Below are 23,649 nucleotides of genomic sequence, written 5' to 3'. Positions count from 1 at the left end.
GATTCCACCTAGAAAAAATGCGAAACCATGGAAAGATACAAAGATCAGCTCGCTAGCGCGAAATGAATTACTTCGAACAGTTAAACGTTTAGGCAGGACATTATGGAAAAAATGGTCCGGCTATCATCGCCGCAGTTTGGTGGAAACCAAGATGCATTGCATCAAATTATTAGGTGATAAATTAATGGCAAGAAGCTTTTCTAGTCAGGTGAATGAAATTCATGCACGTGTAGCAGTCCTCAACAGATTTACGGAATTAGGTCGACCACTTACCCAAGTTACGCCTTAAATTTGGCTCAATTAGGGGGCTTTGTATTTCAAATCTTTGTGCAACAAAGCCACTGGTTACAACAATTTATTGATCCCATGCACCGAGTGTTATTACCCGAAGATGCAAAATTGGCTTCTTATTTATGCTATGCCGAAGCACTACTGTCAGGGACGACCACGATTGTTGATATGTGGCGCTATATGGATGGCAGTGCCGAAGTAGCCGAAGACTTAGGGATTCGAGCTGTATTGGTTCCGTATGTCGCAGAACATCCAGACCATAATTATTTTGAAACACTAGAGAGCAATGAAGCGCTGATTCAACGATGGCACATGCGAGCAGAAGGTCGCATTCAGGTCTGGGTGGGGCTAGAACACTTATTTTATGCAGAAGATCAGGCCTTAGGTCGTATCCAAAAAATGTGTCAGGACTATCAAACTGGATTTCATACTCATAGTAATGAAAGTAAGTTTGATGTCGTGGAAAATCTGAAACGTTACGGCATGCGGCCTGTTCAAACCCTTGAAAAATTAGGCATGCTCGATGTGCCAAAATGCTTGCTGGCACATTGTGTATGGTTAGATGATGACGAAATTCAGCTGCTAAAACATTATCACGTTGGGGTCGCACATAACCCCATTTCAAATATGAAACTTGCCTCAGGCGCTGCACCTGTGACTCAATTGCTCAAACAAGGCGTTGCAGTGGGTTTAGGTACAGATGGTGAAAAGGAAAATAACAATTTAGATTTATTTGAGGAAATGAAAACGGCTTCATTATTGGCTAAGTTTTCAAATTTAGATGCAGCGGCTTTAGATTCATGGTCAGTTTGCCAAATGGCGACTCGAGATGGAGCACGTGCATTAGGACTTGAGCAACAAATTGGCTCAATCGAAGTTGGTAAGCAGGCGGATTTAATCGTAGTAAACACGGCTACACCACGCATGACACCTTTAATAAACCAAGGCAGTTTATTTAATTTACATACAAACTTGGTCCATGCGGTTCAGGGCCAAGATGTCGTGATGACGATGGTTGCAGGAAAAGTTTTGGTCAAAAATGGTCAACTGCTTAATGCAGACTTACAACAATTTATTGACCAAATTAATTTTGCCGCACCTGCATTATTTAAACGTCGTTCTGACTGGCTCAGTTTACGCGGTGCAGCAGTCAATGAGTTGCAAAGAACCTAAAACTTTCAACACATAAAACATAAAGCCCAAATCAATTTGGGCTTTATTATTTTAAATTTTATCGAAGAACAATATGCAGGATTTAAGCACTGATAAAAGAGATGAGTGTTTGGTTAAATGCATCAGGCTGTTCAATGTTTGAAATATGCGATGCATTAATTTCAAATAATTGGCTATTTGCGATGCGTTCTTGCATGAATTGACCATCTACAACTGTAGTTACAGGGTCTTGTTGACCTGCAATAATCAATACCGGTATGCGAATAGACGAGATTTCATTGCGCAAATCCGCTTTAGCCAAAGCTTCACAACAACTTGCATAACCTTCTGGGCTGCCAGCTCCGAGGTCGTTACTCAAAGATTGTACAGTTGCTGTGTTACTTTGGATAAAGGGTTCTGTAAACCATCGTGATGCTGCCGTTTCTGCAATTGGTTCCAGACCTTGTTGACGGACTAATTGCGCACGTTCATTCCAAGCTGATTCTTGCCCAATTTTTGCAGCGGTATTGCATACAATGACATGGTTAAAGCGTTCAGGATGATGTTTTGCAAGCCATTGGCCTGTTAAACCACCCATCGATATTCCACAAAATGTGGCTTGTTGAATATTTAAATGATCCAATAAATGGATGACATCTGTACCCAATTGATCAAGGCTATATGGCCCTTGAGGGGCAGAAGATGCACCATGACCACGTGTATCATAACAAATCACAAAATAATCCTGCTGTAGTGCCTCTATCTGAGGCTGCCACATGCTGAATTTTGTGCCTAAAGAATTAGAAAAAACAATCGCAGGTCGTATGTGGTCACCAAAGGTTGCGTAATTAATCGTTGCATCATTGGATATAAATGTAGGCATGTTTTGAATCCTTAATTTTATAAATCCTCCTAAATCCCCCCTTTGATAAGGTGGACTTTTATTGAGGATTAAACACGTTCAATAATCAAAGCGATGCCTTGACCGACACCAATGCACATCGAACAGAGGGCATATTGACCTGAAATTTCCTCAAGCTGATTTAATGCAGTCGTGACTAAACGTGCTCCAGATGCACCTAATGGATGACCCAAAGCAATAGCGCCCCCGTTTGGATTAACATGTTTAGCACCATCTTCTAAACCTAATTCACGGGTAACCGCTAAGGCTTGAGCCGCAAAAGCTTCATTCAGCTCGATTACATCCATTTGTTCAAGGCTTAGACCTGTTTGAGCTAACAACTTTTTTATGGCAGGCGCAGGACCAAAGCCCATGATTTTGGGTTCAACACCCACCACCGTTGCCGCAATAATTTTGGCCCGTGGCTTTAACTTAAATTTGTTGACAGCATTATCTGAAGCAATCAGTAGTGCAGCTGCACCATCATTGATCCCTGAAGCATTGCCCGCAGTTACCGTCCCATCAGCTTTCACCACAGGTTTGAGTTTTGCTAAGCCTTCTGCTGTCGTCGATGCACGTGGATGCTCATCTGTATCGACTATCAGTGGGTCGCCTTTACGCTGTGGAATGACGACAGGGATGATTTCTTTCTCAAAAAAACCATTGGCCTGTGCAGCGGCTGTACGGCGCTGACTTTCTAAGGCAAAAGCATCTTGATCAGCACGGTTAATGTTGAATTTTTCTGCCACATTTTCAGCGGTTTGAGGCATGGTTTCCACGCCATACATTTGCTTGAGTATTGGATTGATAAAACGCCAACCCATGGTGGTGTCTTCAATCTTTTGACTGCGTCCATAAGCACTTTCCGATTTACCCATAACAAAGGGCGCACGGGACATACTCTCTACACCGCCGGCAATAATTAAGTCTGCTTCATTTGCTTTAATTGCACGGGCTGCCATCGCAATCGCATCAAGTGATGAACCACAAAGTCGGTTTACAGTTGTAGCAGGAACTTGAAAAGGTACACCTGCAAGTAGCAACGACATTCGTGCAACATTACGGTTATCTTCACCGGCTTGGTTCGCGCAGCCGTAAATCACGTCATCAACTGACTCCCAAGCAATACTTGGATTTCGCTGCATCAGTGCCTTAATGGGTAAGGCACCTAGGTCGTCGGTACGCACTGCTGCTAAACCGCCCGCATAACGACCGAAAGGGGTGCGAATAGCATCGATGATGTATGCGTTTTTCATATTGTTTATTTCCAAATCTTTTGACCTCCCTTAATCCCTCCTAAAAGGAGGGAGACTTTCCAATCTTACTTAAATGTCGATGGATTAATGTCCCCCGTTGAAAAAGGGGGATTTAGGGGGACTAATAATTCATTCTGTATTAACTTGATGTCCCATCCACGAGCTTCGCACCTGTCATTGACTGTAATTCGTCAAAGCTCAAGCCCTCAACTTTTTCAATGACTTTCATACCATCAACCGTCACATCAATGACGCACAGATCTGTATAAATACGATCGACACATTGCAGGCCTGTGGCAGGATATGACAATTCAGCGACAATTTTCGGTTCACCTTTTTTGGTCACATGGTCTGTAGTAATAAAGACTTTTTTCGCCCCAACAGCCAAATCCATTGCACCACCTACAGCAGGAATTGCATCTAGCGCACCAGTATGCCAATTTGCTAAGTCACCATTTTGGGCAACCTGAAAAGCGCCTAATACTGCAATATCTAAATGACCGCCACGCATCATGGCAAAAGAGTCGCCATGGTGAAAAAAGCAGCCGCCCGTTTGCATGGTGACAAACTCTTTTCCTGCATTAATTAATTCAAGGTCTTCTTCGCCTTTAGCCGGAGGAGGACCAAAAGCCAAAAGACCATTTTCTGAATGTAGAAAAACATCTTTGTCCGTTGGTAAATAATTTGAAATTTTGGTGGGTAAGCCAATGCCTAAATTGACATAAGCACCATCTGGAATATCTTGTGCAACACGTTCAGCAATTTGATCACGGGTTAATTTGGTATAGCTCATGGTTCTTTCCTCACGTGATTTATGCAGATTGCTCAAGCTGTGCAGGTTGAACAGCCACGATATGTTGTACAAAAATACCTGGGGTAATAATGTGCTCTGGATCCAATGCACCAAGTTCAACAATTTCTGAGACTTGAGCAATTGTTACATCTGCCGCCATAGCCATAATGGGGCCAAAGTTACGCGCTGATTTGTTGTAAACCAAGTTGCCCCAGCGGTCGCCCTGATGTGCTTTGATTAAAGCAAAATCGGCTTTAATTGGATTTTCGAGTACAAAATCTTTGCCTTCATAATGGAGTGTAGGTTTACCTTCTGCCAGCAACGTACCGAAACCAGTTGGTGTATAAATTGGACCCAAACCCATGCCTGCAGCTTGAATACGGCAAGCCAAATTACCTTGTGGAACAAGCTCAAGTTCTATCTTTCCTGCACGGTATAGCTCATCGAACACCCAAGAGTCGGATTGGCGAGGGAAAGAACAAATCATCTTACGAACAGCACCGGCTTTGAGTAATTTAGCCAGTCCATAGTCACCATTACCTGCATTGTTGTTGACGATGATTAGATCTTTGATGCCAAGTTCAATCAGTCCATCGATCAGTTCAGCAGGCTGACCAGCCGTACCGAAGCCGCCGATCATAATGGTTGATCCATCCTTAATTTGAGAAAGTGCTTCTGTTAAGGAAGCGGTACTTTTATCAATCATGCTACGATCCTTCATCAAGAACGATAAAACTATTTACCTGACTAACCACTTCAGTCATGCAAGGCAGATAATCTTTTATTTCAAATATTTACAAACTTAAAAATGCAGATAAATGGATTCCAATCATGTGCTACACAATTGAAATTCAATCGCATCAACTGTCATCACTACGAACAGAAGAGGGATGACGATTTAAAGCCAAAACTTCAATATTCATATACGGGTAAAGGGGCAACCCTTGTAAAATGTTGTGTAGCTCTTCATTACTTTCAACATCAAAAATACTGATATTTGAATATTGACCAGTAATCCGCCAGATATGACGCCATTTACCTTGACGTTGTAGATCTTGTGAATAAGCCTTTTCTACAGCTTTAATTTCATTGGCTTTTTCGACTGGCATATCTAATGGAATATTGACATCCATGCGTACTTGGAAAAGCATTTCTTACTCCTAGCTAAATGTTATTTGCGACGTAAGTCATCAATTTTGTTTTCATCAATTTCAATCCCTAAACCTGCCGTGGTTGGAATCTTGAGTTCGAAATCTTGATATTGAAGTGGGGTTTTTAAAATTTCTTCAGTTAACAGCAATGGACCAAAAAGCTCAGTGCCATAAGCTAAATTGTCAAATGTAGAAAATGCATGTGCCGATGCAATAGTGCCTACAGGACCTTCAAGCATGGTTCCACCGTATAAATCGATACCCGCAAGTTTGGCGATTTTTGAAACCTCACAGCCTTCGATTAAACCGCCAGACTGTGCAACTTTGACTGCAAAAACAGAGGCAGAATTGTGCCGAGCAAGTTGATATGCCGTTTGAGGCCCCATCAGTGATTCATCTGCCATAATCCCAATATCAAAACGACGAGTTAAACGGCGCATCGCGTCAATGTTATCGATTGCGCAAGGCTGCTCAATCAGGTCAACACCACCATCTTGTAACAACTGAATGCCTTTAATGGCATCTAATTCAGACCATGCACGGTTAACATCCACACGTATAGAAATGTCTGAACCTAACGCTTTTTTAATAGCTAAAACATGCTCAACATCAGCTTCAACGGGGCGTGAACCTATTTTGAGTTTGAAAATATTGTGTCGTTTTGCCGCAATCATCTTTTGTGCTTCGGCAATGTCTTTTTCCGTATTGCCAGATGCAAGTACCCAAAGAACAGGCAAGCTGTCACGTAAACGGCCGCCCAATACTTCACTTAAGGGCAGATTTAAACGCTGCGCCAAAATATCGAGTAGCGCCGTTTGAATGGCACATTTAGCAAAGCGATTGCCGTTAATACTACGTTTAATAGCTTGCATGGTTTGAGCAACATTCAAACCAGTGAGAGTTTTCAGTAAAGGACTAAAATAAGTTTCAATATTGATTCGAATGCTTTCAGGGCTTTCTTCACCATAGCCTAGACCACCAATCGTCGTCGCTTCACCCCAACCGATATAACCATCTTCGGTGGTGATTTTAATCAAAACAAGGGTTTGCGTTTGCATGGTTGCAACAGCCATCTTGTGCGGACGGATTGTTGGGATTTCCACGAGCAGGGTTTCAATCGACTTATACATCTTGCGTATTTCTTATCTATCCAACTATTTATATACCCTAATTTAATGTAATATCTTTAACTAGAGCGATTTTGGTATTTTTAGATACTTAAAAGGTATATAAATGGAATTAAGGCACTTACGTTACTTTGTCACCGTGGTTGAAGAGCAAAGTATTACCAAGGCAGCAGAAAAATTATGTATTGCTCAGCCGCCTTTGAGTCGCCAAATTCAAAAACTTGAAGAAGAACTGGGGATTACCTTGTTTGAGCGTGGTTCTAGACCCGTGAAAACCACAGAAGCAGGTATGTTCTTTTATGAGCATGCTGTACAGATATTGACGCATACCGCTCAGGCCACAACCATGGCACAGCGAATTAATGCCGTCGATAAAACTGTCCGCATTGGTTATGTCAGTTCGCTTTTATACGCATTATTGCCACAAATTATTTATTTATTTCGACAACGTAACCCAGATATTCATGTTGAACTCATAGAATGTGGTACACGCGATCAGATTGAAGCCTTAAAAACCGGTCGAATCGATATTGGTTTTGGACGACTTCGATTAACTGATCCGTCCATTAAACGTATTTTATTAAGAAAAGAAGCGCTACGTTTAGCTATTCATAAAAATCATCATTTGGCTGAATTTAAAGACAAAGGCATTTATCTTTCTCAAATTTTAGATGAACCCATTTTTGCCTATCCAACGACACCGAAACCGAATTTTTCCACGCTCATTCAATCGATATTTACCGAATTAGGACTTGTACCTAAACATTTAACCGAAGTGCGTGAAATTCATATGGCTTTGGGCTTAGTGGCGTCGGGAGAGGGCATTTCCTTGATTCCTGAAAGTGCCAGTGATATTGGCATGAAAAATTTGATGTACATCCCAATCTTAGATTTGGAAGCCTATAGTCCAATCTCTTTGTCGGTACGCAATATGGATCATAGTAATTACATTCCAAAGATACTGGATTGCATTCGTGAAGTCTTCGTTGAAGAAAATATCGACTTACGCGCTATCGATGCAGATGCATAACTAATCAAGGTTTCATGGTCGATGTAACACAAGATCCACTATTCAGATGATAGGGTCTTATGGAATATCAATCACTTCAGCCCAAAGCATCCTGATAAATACAAGATTGTGCTATTTCAAAAACCTTTTCATCTTCAATATTTAATTGATCGTATTGCTGCATTTTTTGAATCATCCATTCAAAGTCTGAAGTTTGTGGCGCTTGGGTCTTGCCAAAATTTTGAATGATGCTTTTGATCCGATGAAAAGCCTCGACGTGAATCTGCTCAGAACAATCAAAACGGATGATGTGATATTGCTTTAACAAAGAAAATATTTCTGAGAAATGTGTTTGTTGAAGTAGATCGTTTTGTGCTTTTTGGATGGCAAGATTGATCGCCTTTAAGGTATTGGGATGTTTTTCTGCCCAATCATGAGTAAAAGCCAAAACCTTATCTGGTATAGGCTTAATAATATCTTGGCTATTGACGATGATACGACTATAGCCTTGTATTTCAGCTTGCGTATTCCACGGCTCTCCGACACAGAATCCATCAATTCGTTGCGTTGATATTGCTTCCACCATATAAGGCGGTGGTAGAGTTGAAAAGGTCTGCGTTTGAGCGAGTTCTGTGTCGGCAAGTGCCAACCATTCTCTTAAAATATAATGATGAATCGAATGCTGAAAAACATGCGCCAACTGAATCTTTTGATTCTGCTTTATCGCAGATACGATTTTCTCTGCTGAATTAATTGGTAGATCTAATGCATGGATCTTTAATTCATAGTAGAGCTTTTGACTCAGACTAATATAAGCGCAATTGGTACTGAGCGTTAGTGAGGTTTGTAAGGGGATGCCGAGATGGTCTTTGCCCGTCACAGACGCAGGCAGCATGGCCGATAAACAGTGTGCTGCATCTAAAAAACCAAAAGCTAGACGGTCACGTAAACTTGCCCAAGACGGTTCTTGAGTTAGTGTGACATTCAAGCCTTGTTCAGCAAAATACCCTTGATGTTCTGCCCAGAGCAAAGCAACACAGTCAAGTAAAGGAATATAGCCCAATTGAATATCAGTTTTTTCAAGCTTTTGCATGGTTTATTCCTTAAATTGAGACTGTAACAGCGCTTGCGCATCAAGCAGTCGGCGCGCCATTTCACCCATCGTCATACGGTGACTCATGGCATTTTTTCTCAGCAAATTAAATGCTTGATCTTCGGTTAAACCATGCATTTGTATTAAAAGCACTTTGGCTTTTTCAATATCTTTTCGATCGGCCAATTTGCACTTGGTTTCAGCCAAATCATTCAGCAGTTTTTTATGCTTTTTATATTGTTCAATCGAAATTTCTAAAATGCTATTCAAACGTGCAGGGTCAATACCATCGACAATATATGCCGTGACACCCGCATCAATCGCGCTTCGGATGATTTCAAGACTCGAATTTTTAGTGAACAGAACAGTCGGTAAGTCAAATTGGCTGACACAGCTTTCAATGACATCGCGATGTGGATGATCCATATCCAATAAAATCACATCTGCCTGAATATTTTGCAGATATGACATATTTAAATGATCAATCATGAAACTGGCGACCACATCAAAGTCATGTTGAATTAATGAGGCTTGAATAAATTCAGCGCGTTCTTGATCATCATCAATTAGGGCTATTTTTAGTTTTGGCATGCAAACGCTCAGACAGAGCCAAACAAATACGTATTGAGTTTTCTAGGCAATTTAAATGCCAAATTTTAAGACAATACAAAATATAAATCTGCTTCTAAATTTTAGCTTGGTTATATGCACATTTTAAAATTGAACCATTTCCGTGCACTGATCTTGTGCAGGGCTGAACCACGTTTGAACATTCAGCCGCATCTCTATAGGCATATTGACTATCTATTTACCTTAATTCGCTTATTTTCGGATAGATCGGCGCTCAATGCTTAAATATAGAGATGAAATTTTCGATTGAAATAAAAACTTGGCACGTATCGTGCTTAATACTTATTGAGTCAAAGAAGACTCTAAAAATTTGTTAGACGGCCAACGACGTCCGTTCTGATCGACTCTGTTATGTGTTAGCGACATAACCGAGTAATTCATGCGTTCAGTTCAGTCAGGAGAAGGTTATGTCTTCAAATTTAAATGCCAAAAAAGCCACAAAAATAAGTCTATTTAATTTTTCTTCAGCAGCAATGCGGGCCTTCCACATGAGTTGGCTCGCATTCTTTGTTTGCTTCTTTGCATGGTTTGCCTGTGCACCGTTGATGCCAGTGATTGCTGGCGAATTTCACCTCACGAAAGATCAAATTGCCAATATTAATATTGCCGCTGTTGCGATCACGATTTTAGTCCGTCTGATCGTTGGTCCTTTATGTGATAAATATGGCCCGCGTAAAACCTATACAGCTTTATTAATCATCGGCAGTATTCCAGTCTTTGGGGTTGCATCTGCGAGCAGCTATGAATCCTTTCTTTTCTTCCGCTTGCTGATCGGCGCGATTGGCGCAAGCTTCGTCATCACTCAATACCATACAAGCATTATGTTTGCGCCTAATGTGGTGGGTACAGCCAATGCTGCAACAGCAGGCTGGGGCAATGCAGGCGGCGGTGCAACTCAAGCCCTTATGCCTTTACTGCTTGGCGCACTCGTTATGTTTGGTGTAGAGCAAGCGATGGGCTGGCGTATTGCGCTGATTGTACCCGGTGTGATGATGCTGATTGTTGGTGCGCTTTACTGGAAGTTCACACAAGACTGTCCGCAAGGCAACTTTAAAGAACTTCGCGAACAAGGCATCAGTGTTGGCAGTGACAAAAAGGGCGGCTTGGCAATTCTAATGCATGCAGCACGCAATTACCGTGTATGGATTCTATTTGGCGCTTACGCAGCTTGTTTCGGTATTGAAATCTTTATTCACAACATTGTAGCAATGTACTACGTCGACCATTTCAGCTTTGGATTAAAAGAGGCTGGTATGGCAGCAGGTATCTTTGGTTTGCTTGCATTGTTTGCTCGTGCGCTTGGCGGCATTGTTTCGGACAAAGTAGCGACTAAAAAAGGCTTAGATGGCCGTACCAAAGTTCTGTTTGCGATGATTTTGCTAGAAGGTCTGTTTTTAATTCTGTTCTCGCAAATGAGCACGCCAATCTTCGCCATTCTTGCCATGACAGTCTTTGCACTCTTCACCCATATGGCTTGCGGTGCTACCTATGCGCTGGTGCCATTCATTGACCGTGATGCTTTAGGCGGTGTTGCAGGCATTATCGGTGCAGGCGGTAACGTAGGTGCAGTGGCTGCAGGCTTCTTGCTTAAAGGCATGCTGGATATTCAAACCACGCTTATGGTGTTGGGCGGTCTAGTGGTTATCGCTGCAAGCTGTGTACTGATGATCCGCTTCTCTGTAGAGCATAAAGAAAAAGAACAGCGCCTATTTGAACAAGCTGTAAATGAACGAAATTTAGCTGAAGCTCAAAACTAATACTGAAAAGTTGCCTCTAAACATCGCGATTTAGGGGCAAATAAAAAAATCTTGCGGAGAAAGAATATGAAAATCATCATGATTGGACATGGCATGGTTGGCCATAAATTTATCGAATCTGTACTGGAACACGCAGATGATGATGTTGAATTAACCATTTTGGCTGAAGAGCCGCGTTTAGCTTATGACCGTGTGCATTTAACTGAATATTTCAGCGGTAAATCTGCTAAAGATTTAACCCTGTGCCGCAGCGACTTTGCTGATGCATACGGTATAGATTTACGCCTGAGCACCAAAGCGGTTGAAATTGATCAGCGCAATAAAACGGTCACAACCAATCACGGTGATATTCTTTCTTTTGACAAGCTGGTGCTCGCAACAGGTTCATATGCATTTGTGCCGCCAATTCCAGGCAATGAGCGTGAAAACTGCTTTGTGTACCGTACCATTGAAGACTTGGATGCCATCCGTGCCGCAAGCTTGAATGCTAAAACAGGTGTGGTGATCGGCGGCGGTTTATTGGGTCTGGAAGCAGCAAAAGCGCTGCGTGATTTAAACTTAGAAACCCATGTTGTTGAATTTGCACCACGCTTAATGGCAGTTCAGATTGATGATCTAGGCGGTAAAGTTTTACGCTCAAAAATTGAAAATCTAGGTGTTAAAGTCCATACGCAAAAAGCAACATCTTGCATTGAAGACGGTGCAAATACGAAGCATGTAATGAAGTTTGGTGATGGTTCTGAACTGGAAACCGACATCATCTTATTCTCTGCAGGTATCCGCCCACGCGATGAATTAGCGCGCCAAAGCGGTTTAGCCATTGGTGAGCGTGGCGGAATTGCGATTAATGACTATTGCCAAACTTCAAACCCTGACATTTATGCCATTGGTGAATGTGCGCTTTGGCAAAATAAAATTTATGGCCTGGTTGCGCCGGGCTATGACATGGCGCGTATTGCAGCAAAGCATGTGATGGAACAAAACTGCACGCTTTTCGCTGGTGCAGATATGAGCACCAAGCTGAAACTGATGGGAGTTGATGTTGCATCTGTAGGCGATGCGCATGCAATGACACCAAATTCTTTAAGCTATTTCTATGCAGATGAAGCAGCTCAGGTTTATAAAAAAATTGTCGTGAATGCAGAGAAAACTAAGCTGCTAGGTGCAGTATTGGTGGGCTGTGCTAAAGAATACAATGACCTGCTGCAAATGATGCTGAATGGCTTAGACGTTCCTGAAAGCCCAGAAAGCCTAATCATGCCTGGCTATGCACAATCTGCAGGTAAATCGGGCGGAAGCGGTGTCGATCTGCTGCCAGACAGCGCAACGATTTGTTCATGTAACAACGTCTCTAAAGCAGATATTTGTTCAGCCATTGCTGACGGATCGACTTCTTTAGGCGCATTGAAAAAATGCACCAAAGCTGCAACAGCTTGCGGCGGCTGTGCGCCATTAGTCACTCAAGTACTTAAATCGGAGCTTCAGCGTCAAGGTGTAACTGTAAATAACCATTTATGTGAACACTTTGCTTATTCACGCCAAGAGCTCTATCACTTGGTACGTGTGAACGAAATCAAAACCTTTGATGACCTGATTCAACAGCATGGCCATGGTTTAGGTTGTGACATCTGTAAACCGACGGCAGCCAATATCCTAGCGTCATGCTGGAATGACTTTGTACTTAAACCAAGCCATGCGGGCCTGCAAGACAGTAATGACTACTACCTCGGCAATATCCAAAAAGATGGTTCATATTCAGTAGTACCGCGTATGGCTGGCGGTGAAGTTACTCCGGATGGATTAATTGCCGTAGGTCAAATTGCGAAAGAATATGGTCTATATACCAAACTTACAGGCGGTCAGCGTGTTGATATGTTTGGTGCACAAGTGCATCAACTGCCTGAAATCTGGGAAAAATTGATTGCTGCTGGTTTTGAGTCTGGCCATGCCTACGGCAAATCACTGCGTACGGTGAAATCTTGTGTCGGCAGTACTTGGTGCCGTTATGGCGTGGACGATTCAGTCGGCTTGGCGATTTATTTAGAGAACCGCTACAAAGGCCTGCGTTCACCGCACAAACTGAAAATGGCTGTGTCGGGCTGTACCCGTGAATGTGCTGAAGCGCAAAGTAAAGATGTTGGCGTGATTGCGACTGAAAAAGGCTGGAACCTTTATGTATGCGGTAACGGCGGTATGAAGCCGCGTCACGCAGAGCTTTTGGCATCAGACTTAGATACGCAAACATTGATCAAATACATTGACCGTTTCTTTATGTTCTACATTCAAACAGCAGACCGTTTGCAGCGTACTTCTGTATGGCGCGACAACATGGAAGGCGGTTTAGATTACCTGAAAGATGTCGTTGTGAATGATTCGCTTGGCGTAGCTGCTGAACTTGAACGCCGTATGAGCCATGTTGTGGGTACATATCAAGATGAATGGCGTACTGCTGTAGAAGATCCTGAAGTACGTAAACGCTTTGTGACTTTCGTGAATGCAAAAGCAGAACAGCAAAATGATCCGCATATTCAGTTTGCATCCGTTCGCGGTCAAATCAGACCCAAAACAGAAGCTGAACGCGATACGACACGCATTCCAGTGGTTGAAGCTTAAGAGAATAACGAATTTAAAACTTCTTTTATTTGATTTACATCCTTATTCGGTTTCTCGTTAAAGCGGAAACGAAAGATGGTGAACTAAAAGAAGTTTAAAAAAGGATGAAGAATATGACAATTTTAAAAGAAATGAATGATTTAGACTGGTTTGATGTTTGTGCATTAGAAGATATTACGCCAAATACAGGTGTGGGCGCACTGATTGAAAATCAGCAAATTGCGATATTCCGTGTCGGTGAAGAAAAGCGGGTTTATGCACTGAGCAATCAAGATCCGTTTAGTCAAGCCTATGTTATGTCCCGCGGTATTATTGGTGACTTGCAGGGTGAGCGTGTTGTGGCATCACCCATTTATAAACAGCATTTCAGCCTTGCTACTGGACGCTGCTTAGAAGATAAAGACCAAAAACTCCTGGTTTTTCCAAGCAAAATTGAAAATGGCCGTGTGCTGATTAGTCCAACTGCTCAAAAAACCTATATTACCAATAACGCGCCATCGTCTGAGTTGATGAAACTTGTTTTGGTCGGCAATGGCTTAGCAGGTATGCGTTGCTTAGAAGATCTGCTGGATATGGCGCCAGAGCGTTATGAAATTACGGTCATTGGTGAAGAACCTTGGGGTAATTACAACCGAATTATGCTTTCACCTGTGCTTTCAGGTGATAAAACCATTGAAGATATCATGCTGCATTCACATGCTTGGTATAAAGACAAAAATATCCGTTTTGTAGCAGGTGATGCGGCGGTACGCATAGACCGTCCGCGCAAGCAGGTATACACAGAAAAAGGCTTGGTCATCGATTATGACCGTCTGATTTTAGCAACAGGTTCTAAGCCGTTTATTCCACCAATACCGGGAACTGACTTCAAAGGCGTTTTAAGCTTCCGTGATATTTATGATGTCAACAAAATGCTGGACTACTGCAAAACGAAGAAAAATGCAGTGGTGATTGGCGGCGGTTTATTAGGGCTAGAAGCAGCTTATGGTCTGAAACAGCGTAGCATGAATGTTACGGTATTGCATTTGATGGATCGTATTATGGACCGTCAGCTGGATGAAAAAGCCAGCCTGATGCTGAAATCAGCGATTGAGCAAAAAGGCATTCGGATTTTGACTGCAGCGAATACCCAAGAGTTAATTGGGCAAGATAGTCATGTGACGCAATTACGTTTGCAGGATGGCACGGTATTAGCTGCAGATCTTGTCGTGTTTGCAGTTGGTATTCGTCCAAATATTGCATTGGCACAAAGTGCAGAGCTTCGATGCGGACGCGGTGTGATGGTGAATGACACCATGCAAACCTTTGACCCAAGTATATATGCCGTTGGGGAATGTATTGAACACCGCAGTCAAACCTTTGGTCTGGTTGAACCGCTTTGGGGACAGGCTTTCATTTGTGCATCACATTTGGCTGAACATGGCAGCTTAACCTTCAAAGCGCCTATGGTTCCGACGCAGTTAAAAGTCAGCGGCTGTGACGTATTTTCAGCAGGAAACTTTGAACCGCAGGATGATTTTGAAGACATCATTTTGAATGATGAAAAGCGTCAAATTTATAAACGCATTATTATTCAAAAAGATAGAGTGATTGGCGCTGTGCTGTTTGGTGATACAGAAGACGGTGCGTGGTATGCAGAATTGATTTCAGATCAAACTCCAATTTCAAGTATCCGAAACAAATTGCTGTTTGGTAAGGATTTTGCATTAAAGAAAGCAGGGTAACGGAATCGCCCTGATAAAAAAAGATACAAGATTTAAATCGTCATTGGATACGCAATAACGTCATCCGCTGTTGTTTAAGGCAGGATTGCAGATGAATAGTCATGTATTTGCAATACATCTGTTAGAAGCCGGTAATGGACGAGTTCAGCGGATGACAATGGTTTTGCCTACTTTTCCCGAAAGAAAAGTAGGTCGAACCGAATGTTGACCTTTAAATATAAATGTAAATGAAAAGACACCGATTCGAGCGTGTTAAGTGTTTAAAAAAGTTTGGAAAAGGAGCCAGCAGAAGTGAATAGCATCCCGATAGTGGAACTGCATAGCTCCACAGAAAATAAAATTAAAACAACGCAAACCACTTGTCCATATTGCGGTGTCGGCTGCGGCGTGAGCGCAACAGTTGAACAGACAGCTTTAGGGCAAAAAGTGAGCGTGACTGGCGATGCGAACCATCCATCAAACTATGGCAAGCTGTGCATTAAAGGCAGTAACTTAGCCGATACGATTGGATTAGAAACACGTGTTTTACAGCCGATGCTTGGGCGTCAAACATCACCATTTCATACTCGTCAGGCTACAGATTGGAACACAGCAACAGCACTGATTGCCGAAAAATTTCAGCAATGTATAGATCTTTACGGACGTGAAAGCATCGCTTTTTATGTGTCGGGCCAACTGCTGACGGAGGATTACTATGCCGTTAACAAATTTGTCAAAGGCTATTTAGGTACTGCAAATATTGACACCAATTCACGGCTTTGCATGTCATCGGCTGTGGCGGCACATAAGCGTGCATTTGGTGAAGACCTTGTACCAGCAAGCTATGAAGACTTTGAGCATACAGATATGGTGGTGCTGGTCGGATCCAATACAGCATGGTGCCATCCCGTGCTGTATCAGCGCATTATGAAAGCCAAAGAAGAACGTGATTTGTTCGTGGTGGTCATTGATCCGCGCTTTACCAGTACCTGTGAGGCTGCAGATTTGCATTTGCCAATTTTACCGGGGCAAGATGTCGCACTGTTCAACGGTTTGCTGCAGTATTTAGTACAAAATAATCATAGTGATGTAGATTTTATCACCAAACATACTCAAGGTTTGGCGCAAGCGCTGGAGCAAAGTACAACAGAAGCTTCTATGACAGCAGTTGCTGAGCGTACAGGTATTTCTTTAGAAAAATTACAGCTATTTTTTGAAAAATTTGCGCAAACTGACAAAGTTATGACGCTATTTTCGATGGGGGTTAATCAGTCTTCGCGCGGTGTAGACAAAGCCAACAGTATTATTAACTGCCATCTGCTGACTGGCAAAATCGGAAAATTAGGCGCAGCGCCATTTTCTATGACAGGTCAACCAAACGCGATGGGCGGCCGCGAGGTTGGCGGTTTAGCCAATATGCTGGCTGCGCACTTAGATGTCGATAACACGGCGCATCAGGCATTAGTACAAGCGTTTTGGCAAAGTCCATTTATTGCCAATAAAGCGGGATTAAAAGCGGTTGATCTGTTTCAGGCGGTCGAAAGCGGGAAAATCAAAGCCATTTGGATTATGGCTACTAATCCTGTAGTTAGCTTGCCAGATGCAGATCAAGTCAAACGTGCTTTAGAACAATGCGAGTTTGTAGTGGTGTCGGATATTTGCAAAGACACAGACACAGCAATATATGCAGATGTGCTTTTACCTGCATTGGGCTGGGGTGAAAAAGACGGAACCGTTACCAATTCTGAACGCCGTATTTCACGTCAAACTGCTTTTTTAGATGCGCCGGGTGAAGCCAGAGCAGACTGGTGGTCTATTGCACAAGTTGCGAAAAAGATGGGTTATAGCGGTTTTGACTACAGCAGCAGCTATGACATATTTATTGAGCATACCAAATTATCTGCTTATCAAAATGCACCTTTAGATCAACGCGATACAACAGAGTCTTTTCGCTACTTTAACTTGCAGGGTTTAAGTAAGTTATCTGCACAAGATTATGCTGAATTAAAGCCCGTGCAATGGCCAGTTTGGCAGTTAGATCAGAGCGCTGATGCAGTCAGCCGTTTGTTTGCAGCAGGCCAATTCAGCCATGCCGATGCCAAAGCTAAGTTTGTCGCAACAACCGCTATTGACCCTTTGAACAAGATTTGCGGCGAATATCCGCTGGTTTTAAATACTGGCCGTATCCGTGACCAATGGCACACCATGAGCCGTACGGGTTTATCTGCAAATTTGAGTACACATATCGCCGAACCATTTTGTGAAATACACCCGCAAGATGCACTGAAGTTTGGTGTTAAAGATGGTGAACTGGTTGAGGTGAAATCTAACTGGGGCTTATGTATTTTACGTGCACAGGTCAGCAGTCAAATTCGACGCGGTCAAATCTTTGCGCCAATTCATTGGAATGACCAAGTCGCATCGGATGCGCGTATAGGCAAAGTGGTGAATCCTGTGGTCGATGCACTATCTGGTGAGCCTGAATTTAAACATACACCTGTATTTGTACAGCCGTTTTATACACAGTGGCAAGGTGTACTGTATGTACGTGACGGCTTTGAGCAAATGGTGCAAAACACCATTCAAAACACGGTGTGGTGGACCAAAATTAAAACAGCGAAAGCGACACGTTTTGAGTTGGCGGATCGTAAAAAATTCAGAAACACCGTCCAGCAACTGAAGTCTTTGCTGCCATTTACCGATGAAAGCTTTGAATGGCTGAATTTGGAAGATCAAACTGCCGATTTGAGTCATACCGTGGTGCTGCAAGATGGGCATTTAATTGCCAGTCTATATATTGCGCAACGCTCTATGCTGCCAGACCGTGATTGGATTGCTGGCATGTTTAAGCGTGAACGGCTCAGCGCAATGCACCGCAAAGCGCTTCTGGCAGGTCAGCCGATGAACATGACCAACAGTGCAGGTCCGCTGGTGTGCAGCTGTTTCAAAGTTGGCAAAAATACCATTATCGAAACCATTAAAGAAAAGAATATTAGCCATGAAAAACAAGTCACAGCATGTTTAAAAGCCGGCGGCAATTGCGGTTCGTGCCTATCAGAAATTAGAGGCTTAATTAAAGCCTGTCAGACGGAGTATGCAGAATGATGAAAAAAATCACCAAATCAGTAAGCTATCCAGAAACAGACTTGGTTATTTTGGCGGGCGGTCAAGCCCGCAGAATGAACGGTATAAATAAAGTTTTACAAAAATTTGATGATGAAATTCAGCTCATTAAGATTCATCAGTGTTTAAAGTCACGGGCTGCAAATGTCTGGATTAACAGCCATCGTGACCATTCAATCTATGAATGCATGATTCCTTCAATAAAGCTGTATAAAGATGATGAAGCGGGTTTTTTAGGGCCGTTGATAGGCATGAAAAGCGCGTGGTCACATGTACAGTCGGATTATGTTTTGTTTGTCCCGTGCGATGTGACCTATATCCCGAAGAAAGTGCTTTCGAGATTACATCAGGCTATGCAGCGGGATCCCTTGTGTGAAGTGGCAGTTGTGGAAATTAATGGCAAAGCGCTGTATCCATTTTGTTTGCTGAAACGAAGCAGTCTCACAATGCTGCAAGCCCATCTTGATCAAAAACAGCGCAGTTTGAAGGGGTGTTTCAGTAAAATGCACATGCAAGTTGCACGTTTTCAAAATAATGCACTCTTTTTTCACAGTATTAACTCTCTAGATGAGCTGCAGCAGCACCGTCAGCTGAATTTTCTCTAAAAGCTGTATCTTTTGCGGAGCTTTCATTTTAAATGATGAGCCTAATGTGCTGTTTTTGAACCCAGAGAGAAAATCTACAGCCAATATGAAGCTTTTGAGCATGATATCTAGAGATAAAACAGACTGCTTTTATACCTTTGATAATGGGCTTAACGGCAATTTATATTTTTAATTGCTATTAGTTATTTATAAGTTATTGATTTTGTGTGTCAAAAAAACAAACCAAATCCTCTAAAATAAATATTCAAAAAAGCGCAAAGTTGGAACACTTCTTGCAATTTTTACTGCAAGAAAAGAGGGCGCAAAATTTGTACTGTGCAAAGTCAGGGCAAATGACAACGCCATGGAAGATAAACATGAACAGCATGACACAATTACAGCCAGTGACCATTTTTAAGGATCAGTTTGGCCGTGAAAAACGAAAGTTGCGCATTTCAGTGACAGACCGCTGTAATTTTAAATGTGTCTATTGTATGCCTGAACACCCTGAATGGATGAAAAAGCATAATCTTCTCAGTTTTGAATCACTTTACAATTTTTGTGAGTTTATGGTGCTGCGCGGGATTGATCAGATCCGGATCACGGGCGGCGAACCTCTCATACGTCAAGGCGTTGTGCATTTTATTGAACGTCTGCAACAGCTGAGAAAGCTAGGCCTTAAACGTATATCCATGACCACCAATGGACATTATCTGAAACAATATGCACAGGCCCTAAAACAAGCTGGCTTAGATGGCATAAATATCAGTTTAGACAGTTTGGATGAAGCGCAATTTTTTCAGCTGACGCAAAAACAATTACAGCCAGTATTAGAAGGGATTGAAGCGGCTAAGCAAGCGGGCTTTGACATTAAGATTAATACAGTTTTGATTAGAGGTCTGAATGATCAGCAGATTATTCCTTTAACTTATTGGGCACAGCAGCAGCGTTTTGAGCTGCGCTTCATTGAGTTCATGCCTTTAGACGGTGATCAAAACTGGACTAAAGATTCCGTTGTCACTGAACAAGAAATATTAACGACATTGAAAACCGTTTTTGAGGTGAACATCTTGTGTGGGCAAGGTGCGTCACCAGCCAGATCTTACTTAATCAACGGCTTGCCTCTAGGTATTATTTCAACCATCAGCAATTCTTTTTGCGGCAGCTGCGACCGTCTAAGAATGAATGCGCAAGGCGAGTTTTTTAACTGCCTGTTTGCCCGAAAAGGTTTAAATCTCAGCCATGAAATTCAACAGCTGAAAAGCAGTAAAACAACAGAGTTAATGCCGCTCGATGCAATGGCTTTGCAGCAAAAATTAGGCAGTTATATTTGGCAGAAGGAGCAAGGCTTTCATGCCATAACAGCTCAATCCAGTCCATCTAGAAAAATCAGCATGCATATGATTGGAGGTTAAAGATGACTCATATCACCATCAAAATAGAATCTTTTGGCGCTATTGAACGCCTGCTGCCAGAGAATTTGAGTCTGACTTGCTTGGCACAGCAGTCGATTGCAGAGGTTTTGCAGCAAGTTACAGATCAATTTCCGGAGTCGTTCAGCATGCTTGAACGCTGCGCATGCGCTATGGGAGAAGACATTGTGCCAAGGCAAACCGCATTGATGCAGGACAGTACCGTTGTGCTGTTGTCACCTGTGGCGGGAGGCTGAATATGGAGCTCAAGCATATTTCACGCATACAAGACACGGTATTCAGCCAAGCCGATTTTGACAGCATTAAGGCATTTCCTGAATGCGGCGGTATAGGTGTATTTATAGGCGCGGTGCGTAATCACCATGAAGGCAAAGCGGTAAAAGCTTTGAAATATACCGCTTATGCGCCTGTGGCTGAAAAAATGATCCGGCAAATTGAGCAGGAAATTCAAGCCAAATACGGCGTGTCATATGTACGGGTTGTACACCGTATTGGTGCGCTGCAGGTCGGTGATACTGCCATTATCGCCATGGCCTATGCGCCGCACCGACGTGAGGCTTTTGCGGCCTGTGAAGAGGCCGTAGAGCGGGTGAAGCATGAAGTGCCGGTGTGGAAAGAAGAGTTTTATATGGACGGCAGCAGCCAATATGTAGAGGGTTGCTGTATTCGTAAGGATCACGCGCCTGAAGTGGCAGATCACGAAACGAAGCATGCTCATGTTCATAGCGAGTCATGCGAACATTCACATCAAAATAGCCAGACCATGCATTTGAACGCCAATATTTACCAATGGCATTTATAAAACCCAAAATTCAATATTTTCAATATTACAGCTGAAAATGAACAAAATAAGGATAAAGCAATGAAAAATGTGGGCATGAAAGCGGAAAGTTACCGTACAGCCATTGCAACTGGAATACTGCATGCACCGCCACATTGCATTGAACTGCTGCGTAATGGCAATACAGAAAAAGGCGATGCGCTGAAAACCGCACGGATTGCAGGTATATTGGGCGCAAAACGCACGGATGAACTCATTCCGCTGTGTCATCCGCTGCCGATCTACCGTGCAGATGTCGAATATGAATTATTTGAGGCGCATGTCGAAATCAGTGCTGTGGTCGAAACCATTGGCCCAACGGGTGTGGAAATGGAAGCATTAACTGCGGTCAGTCTTGCCGGTTTAACGCTGTATGATATGCTTAAACCGCACTGTGAGCCTGAAGATTTATGCCTAGATCAGGTGAAACTGCAAAAGAAAAAAGGCGGTAAATCACATTTTACCCGTGTATTGAAAGAAAGCTTATCGGCGTCGATTATTGTGCTTTCAGATACGGTTGCTGCCGGTAAAAAATCAGATACTACAGGGCAAAATGTCCTCGAAATTTTAGAAGAAGCAAACTTCAGCAACATCAGCTATCAAGTGATACCGGACAGTCCTGAACAGCTTTTGGCTCTTATTGAACAGCATAAGACGCAATATCCGCTGATTTTGACCGTGGGCGGTACGGGTTTAGGGCCAAAAGATTTAACTGTAGAAACGATACAGCCGCTGTTAAAACGTGAAATTCCGGGTTTGATGGAGGCTTCACGCAGTTTTGGTCAAAAACGCACGCCTTATGCTGCGCTTAGCCGTGGTGTTGCGGGCTATATAGATAACAGCCTTGTCATTACATTGCCGGGCAGCAGACAAGGCGCAAAAGAATCACTTATTGCCATTTTACCTGCCTTGGTACATCTATTTGATGTGCAGAAGAATATTCCGCATGTAGGAGGCTATCAATGAACCAAGCTGTATTGCATACAGGCTGCGGTGCTGAGGCTGGACTGATTTCAGTTGACGAGGCTCTTGCGCTGATTCAGACACATACGCAAAGTTTGGCACATGAAACTTTGGAACTTCAACACGCTTTAGGCCGTTATTTGGCGGCAGATGTGCATTCACAAATTCAGCTGCCCTTATTTGCTCAAAGCGCTGTAGACGGCTATGCCATTTGCGCGGCGGGTGAAATTAAAGCAGGTACGCAATTTGAGCTCATTGGAGAAATCCGCGCAGGGCAAACGGCTGAAACTATTTTAAAAGCAGGCCAAGCTGTCCGTATATTTACTGGCGCGCCGATTCCTGAAGGCACGACTACAGTAGCGCGGCAAGAAATTGTGAAAGCGGATGCACAGCAAATTGAATTGACTTCAGTTTTAAATAAGCATGCGGATATTCGTGATGCAGGTGAGGAATTCTCAGTCGGACAATGTTTGGCTGTCCGTGGTCAAAAGCTAACGGTTGGGGCAATTGCAGCACTGAGCATGGCAGGTATTTCTCATTGTGAGGTCTACGCTTACCCTAAAGTTGCGGTGGTCATTACAGGTGATGAAGTTGCACAAAATATAGAAGATTATCGTGCAGGTAAAATATTTGATGCCAATGCGCCGCTGATTTTAGTATGGTTTCAGTCGCAGCACGTCCAAGTTGAAGTGATTCATATTGCAGATGAAAAACAGGCGGTTTTAGATTTATTCAACCGTTTAAAAGACAGCTTTGATTTAATTTTAACGACTGGCGGCGTATCTGTCGGTGATTATGATTTTGTTCGGCCGGCAGCCTTGGACATCGGTTTTCAGCAAATTTTCTGGAAAGTGAAACAAAAACCCGGCAAACCGATGCTGTTTGCACAATACTTACGTCCTGACAGCAGTTCCTGTTATTTACTCGGACTGCCGGGCAACCCCGCTGCAGTCTATGTCGGCATGCAAATTTATACAGATAGATTATTGAAAGCCCTACAAGGTCAAACACCTGCGCTGGACTGGTTCAGCGCAGTCATGACACATGACCTAAAAGCAGATGCACGTGAGCGGTTTTTAAGAATGTCGGCGCACTTTGATAAGCAAGGCAAGCTTCAACTAACCAGCCTGTCTAAACAGCAGTCGCATATGTTGAGCAATTTAATGCAAGCCAATTGCATTGTTCGGATTCCTGCAGGGCAGTCTGTGCAAGCAGGACAAATTCTTCAAGGCGTATTTATTCAGCATTAG

The 23,649-nt window shown here is 42.9% G+C and carries 21 protein-coding genes; 13 read left to right on the top strand and 8 right to left on the bottom strand.

What is annotated here, in order from left to right; genetic code table 11:
* Nucleotides 1-289: transposase (locus FTT94_RS07855; RefSeq protein ID WP_373686023.1), on the top strand; the 289-nt coding region annotated here is incomplete at its 5' end.
* Between the two features lie 2 nt (nt 290-291).
* Entirely contained in the window at nt 292-1,464 is a 1,173-nt protein-coding gene (locus FTT94_RS07850) for an amidohydrolase (protein ID WP_257231339.1), read from the top strand.
* An 82-nt stretch (nt 1,465-1,546) separates the two neighbouring features.
* Here the strand turns inward: FTT94_RS07850 and pcaD are convergent, their stop codons facing one another.
* The 6 genes from pcaD to FTT94_RS07820 all read right to left on the bottom strand — a co-directional run bounded on the left by pcaD (nt 1,547) and on the right by FTT94_RS07820 (nt 6,674).
* A complete protein-coding gene (pcaD, locus tag FTT94_RS07845) occupies nt 1,547-2,326 on the bottom strand; it encodes a 3-oxoadipate enol-lactonase (protein WP_180162677.1) in 780 nt (259 codons plus the stop codon).
* A 68-nt stretch (nt 2,327-2,394) separates the two neighbouring features.
* Nucleotides 2,395-3,600, bottom strand: a complete 1,206-nt coding sequence (gene pcaF, locus FTT94_RS07840; protein WP_180160278.1) for a 3-oxoadipyl-CoA thiolase — start codon at nt 3,598-3,600, stop codon at nt 2,395-2,397.
* A 139-nt stretch (nt 3,601-3,739) separates the two neighbouring features.
* The gene (locus FTT94_RS07835) at nt 3,740-4,393 is read right to left on the bottom strand and encodes a 3-oxoacid CoA-transferase subunit B (RefSeq protein WP_180170555.1); all 654 of its coding nucleotides are present in this window, start codon (nt 4,391-4,393) and stop codon (nt 3,740-3,742) included.
* Nucleotides 4,394-4,412: 19 nt separating this feature from the next.
* A complete protein-coding gene (locus FTT94_RS07830) occupies nt 4,413-5,099 on the bottom strand; it encodes a 3-oxoacid CoA-transferase subunit A (RefSeq protein ID WP_180170554.1) in 687 nt (228 codons plus the stop codon).
* Nucleotides 5,100-5,253: 154 nt separating this feature from the next.
* Nucleotides 5,254-5,544: a muconolactone Delta-isomerase gene (gene catC, locus FTT94_RS07825; protein WP_168377484.1), complete on the bottom strand. Its 291-nt coding sequence runs from the start codon at nt 5,542-5,544 to the stop codon at nt 5,254-5,256.
* A 20-nt stretch (nt 5,545-5,564) separates the two neighbouring features.
* On the bottom strand, nt 5,565-6,674 hold the full coding sequence (locus tag FTT94_RS07820; protein WP_180170553.1) for a muconate/chloromuconate family cycloisomerase: 1,110 nt from the start codon (nt 6,672-6,674) through the stop codon (nt 5,565-5,567).
* A gap of 103 nt (nt 6,675-6,777) precedes the next feature.
* Between FTT94_RS07820 and catM the strand changes: the two genes are divergently transcribed.
* Entirely contained in the window at nt 6,778-7,701 is a 924-nt protein-coding gene (gene catM / locus FTT94_RS07815) for a cis,cis-muconate-binding transcription regulator CatM (RefSeq protein ID WP_078193763.1), read from the top strand.
* 76 nt (nt 7,702-7,777) lie between these two features.
* Here the strand turns inward: catM and FTT94_RS07810 are convergent, their stop codons facing one another.
* Together FTT94_RS07810 and FTT94_RS07805 are read right to left on the bottom strand one after the other, a co-directional pair.
* Nucleotides 7,778-8,773 (bottom strand): ABC transporter substrate-binding protein, encoded by a 996-nt coding sequence (locus tag FTT94_RS07810; RefSeq protein ID WP_180170552.1) that lies wholly within the window; start codon nt 8,771-8,773, stop codon nt 7,778-7,780.
* Between the two features lie 3 nt (nt 8,774-8,776).
* Nucleotides 8,777-9,364, bottom strand: coding sequence for an ANTAR domain-containing response regulator (locus FTT94_RS07805; RefSeq protein WP_078190882.1), 588 nt, complete (start codon nt 9,362-9,364; stop codon nt 8,777-8,779).
* A 446-nt stretch (nt 9,365-9,810) separates the two neighbouring features.
* On the opposite strand from FTT94_RS07805, the gene FTT94_RS07800 reads away from it, so the two are divergent.
* The 10 genes from FTT94_RS07800 to FTT94_RS07755 all read left to right on the top strand — a co-directional run bounded on the left by FTT94_RS07800 (nt 9,811) and on the right by FTT94_RS07755 (nt 23,649).
* On the top strand, nt 9,811-11,160 hold the full coding sequence (locus tag FTT94_RS07800; RefSeq protein ID WP_180054753.1) for an MFS transporter: 1,350 nt from the start codon (nt 9,811-9,813) through the stop codon (nt 11,158-11,160).
* Nucleotides 11,161-11,226: 66 nt separating this feature from the next.
* Nucleotides 11,227-13,773, top strand: a complete 2,547-nt coding sequence (gene nirB / locus FTT94_RS07795) for a nitrite reductase large subunit NirB (protein ID WP_218955998.1) — start codon at nt 11,227-11,229, stop codon at nt 13,771-13,773.
* 113 nt (nt 13,774-13,886) lie between these two features.
* Entirely contained in the window at nt 13,887-15,497 is a 1,611-nt protein-coding gene (gene nirD, locus FTT94_RS07790; RefSeq protein ID WP_180170551.1) for a nitrite reductase small subunit NirD, read from the top strand.
* 291 nt (nt 15,498-15,788) lie between these two features.
* A complete protein-coding gene (locus FTT94_RS07785; RefSeq protein WP_180170550.1) occupies nt 15,789-18,581 on the top strand; it encodes a nitrate reductase in 2,793 nt (930 codons plus the stop codon).
* A complete protein-coding gene (locus tag FTT94_RS07780) occupies nt 18,581-19,204 on the top strand; it encodes a molybdenum cofactor guanylyltransferase (protein ID WP_373686024.1) in 624 nt (207 codons plus the stop codon). Before FTT94_RS07785 ends, FTT94_RS07780 begins: the two co-directional genes overlap by 1 nt.
* A 356-nt stretch (nt 19,205-19,560) precedes the next feature.
* Nucleotides 19,561-20,598 carry a GTP 3',8-cyclase MoaA gene (moaA, locus tag FTT94_RS07775; RefSeq protein ID WP_180170548.1) on the top strand — a complete coding sequence of 346 codons (1,038 nt, stop codon included), beginning with the start codon at nt 19,561-19,563 and terminating at the stop codon, nt 20,596-20,598.
* Nucleotides 20,599-20,600: 2 nt separating this feature from the next.
* Nucleotides 20,601-20,852 carry a MoaD/ThiS family protein gene (locus FTT94_RS07770; protein ID WP_180170547.1) on the top strand — a complete coding sequence of 84 codons (252 nt, stop codon included), beginning with the start codon at nt 20,601-20,603 and terminating at the stop codon, nt 20,850-20,852.
* A gap of 2 nt (nt 20,853-20,854) precedes the next feature.
* Nucleotides 20,855-21,418, top strand: coding sequence for a molybdenum cofactor biosynthesis protein MoaE (locus tag FTT94_RS07765; protein ID WP_180170546.1), 564 nt, complete (start codon nt 20,855-20,857; stop codon nt 21,416-21,418).
* Between the two features lie 60 nt (nt 21,419-21,478).
* A complete protein-coding gene (gene moaCB / locus FTT94_RS07760) occupies nt 21,479-22,402 on the top strand; it encodes a bifunctional molybdenum cofactor biosynthesis protein MoaC/MoaB (protein ID WP_180170545.1) in 924 nt (307 codons plus the stop codon).
* Nucleotides 22,399-23,649, top strand: coding sequence for a molybdopterin molybdotransferase MoeA (locus FTT94_RS07755; protein ID WP_180170544.1), 1,251 nt, complete (start codon nt 22,399-22,401; stop codon nt 23,647-23,649). The genes moaCB and FTT94_RS07755 overlap by 4 nt, the downstream gene beginning before the upstream one ends.

This window comes from Acinetobacter sp. YH12027 (assembly GCF_013420085.1).
Taxonomy (GTDB): Bacteria; Pseudomonadota; Gammaproteobacteria; order Pseudomonadales; family Moraxellaceae; genus Acinetobacter; species Acinetobacter amyesii.
Note: the sequence above shows the minus strand (reverse complement) of the source record. Positions and strands in the feature narration are given on the sequence as shown.

What these genes read in the sequence shown, in the direction of transcription:
- pcaD (WP_180162677.1), bottom strand. Translation starts at nt 2,326, where the DNA reads ATGCCTACATTTATATCCAATGATGCAACGATTAATTACGCAACCTTT.
- pcaF (WP_180160278.1), bottom strand. Translation starts at nt 3,600, where the DNA reads ATGAAAAACGCATACATCATCGATGCTATTCGCACCCCTTTCGGTCGT.
- FTT94_RS07835 (WP_180170555.1), bottom strand. Translation starts at nt 4,393, where the DNA reads ATGAGCTATACCAAATTAACCCGTGATCAAATTGCTGAACGTGTTGCA.
- FTT94_RS07830 (WP_180170554.1), bottom strand. Translation starts at nt 5,099, where the DNA reads ATGATTGATAAAAGTACCGCTTCCTTAACAGAAGCACTTTCTCAAATT.
- catC (WP_168377484.1), bottom strand. Translation starts at nt 5,544, where the DNA reads ATGCTTTTCCAAGTACGCATGGATGTCAATATTCCATTAGATATGCCA.
- FTT94_RS07820 (WP_180170553.1), bottom strand. Translation starts at nt 6,674, where the DNA reads ATGTATAAGTCGATTGAAACCCTGCTCGTGGAAATCCCAACAATCCGT.
- catM (WP_078193763.1), top strand. Translation starts at nt 6,778, where the DNA reads ATGGAATTAAGGCACTTACGTTACTTTGTCACCGTGGTTGAAGAGCAA.
- FTT94_RS07810 (WP_180170552.1), bottom strand. Translation starts at nt 8,773, where the DNA reads ATGCAAAAGCTTGAAAAAACTGATATTCAATTGGGCTATATTCCTTTA.
- FTT94_RS07805 (WP_078190882.1), bottom strand. Translation starts at nt 9,364, where the DNA reads ATGCCAAAACTAAAAATAGCCCTAATTGATGATGATCAAGAACGCGCT.
- FTT94_RS07800 (WP_180054753.1), top strand. Translation starts at nt 9,811, where the DNA reads ATGTCTTCAAATTTAAATGCCAAAAAAGCCACAAAAATAAGTCTATTT.
- nirB (WP_218955998.1), top strand. Translation starts at nt 11,227, where the DNA reads ATGAAAATCATCATGATTGGACATGGCATGGTTGGCCATAAATTTATC.
- nirD (WP_180170551.1), top strand. Translation starts at nt 13,887, where the DNA reads ATGACAATTTTAAAAGAAATGAATGATTTAGACTGGTTTGATGTTTGT.
- FTT94_RS07780 (WP_373686024.1), top strand. Translation starts at nt 18,581, where the DNA reads ATGAAAAAAATCACCAAATCAGTAAGCTATCCAGAAACAGACTTGGTT.
- moaA (WP_180170548.1), top strand. Translation starts at nt 19,561, where the DNA reads ATGAACAGCATGACACAATTACAGCCAGTGACCATTTTTAAGGATCAG.
- FTT94_RS07770 (WP_180170547.1), top strand. Translation starts at nt 20,601, where the DNA reads ATGACTCATATCACCATCAAAATAGAATCTTTTGGCGCTATTGAACGC.
- FTT94_RS07765 (WP_180170546.1), top strand. Translation starts at nt 20,855, where the DNA reads ATGGAGCTCAAGCATATTTCACGCATACAAGACACGGTATTCAGCCAA.
- moaCB (WP_180170545.1), top strand. Translation starts at nt 21,479, where the DNA reads ATGAAAAATGTGGGCATGAAAGCGGAAAGTTACCGTACAGCCATTGCA.
- FTT94_RS07755 (WP_180170544.1), top strand. Translation starts at nt 22,399, where the DNA reads ATGAACCAAGCTGTATTGCATACAGGCTGCGGTGCTGAGGCTGGACTG.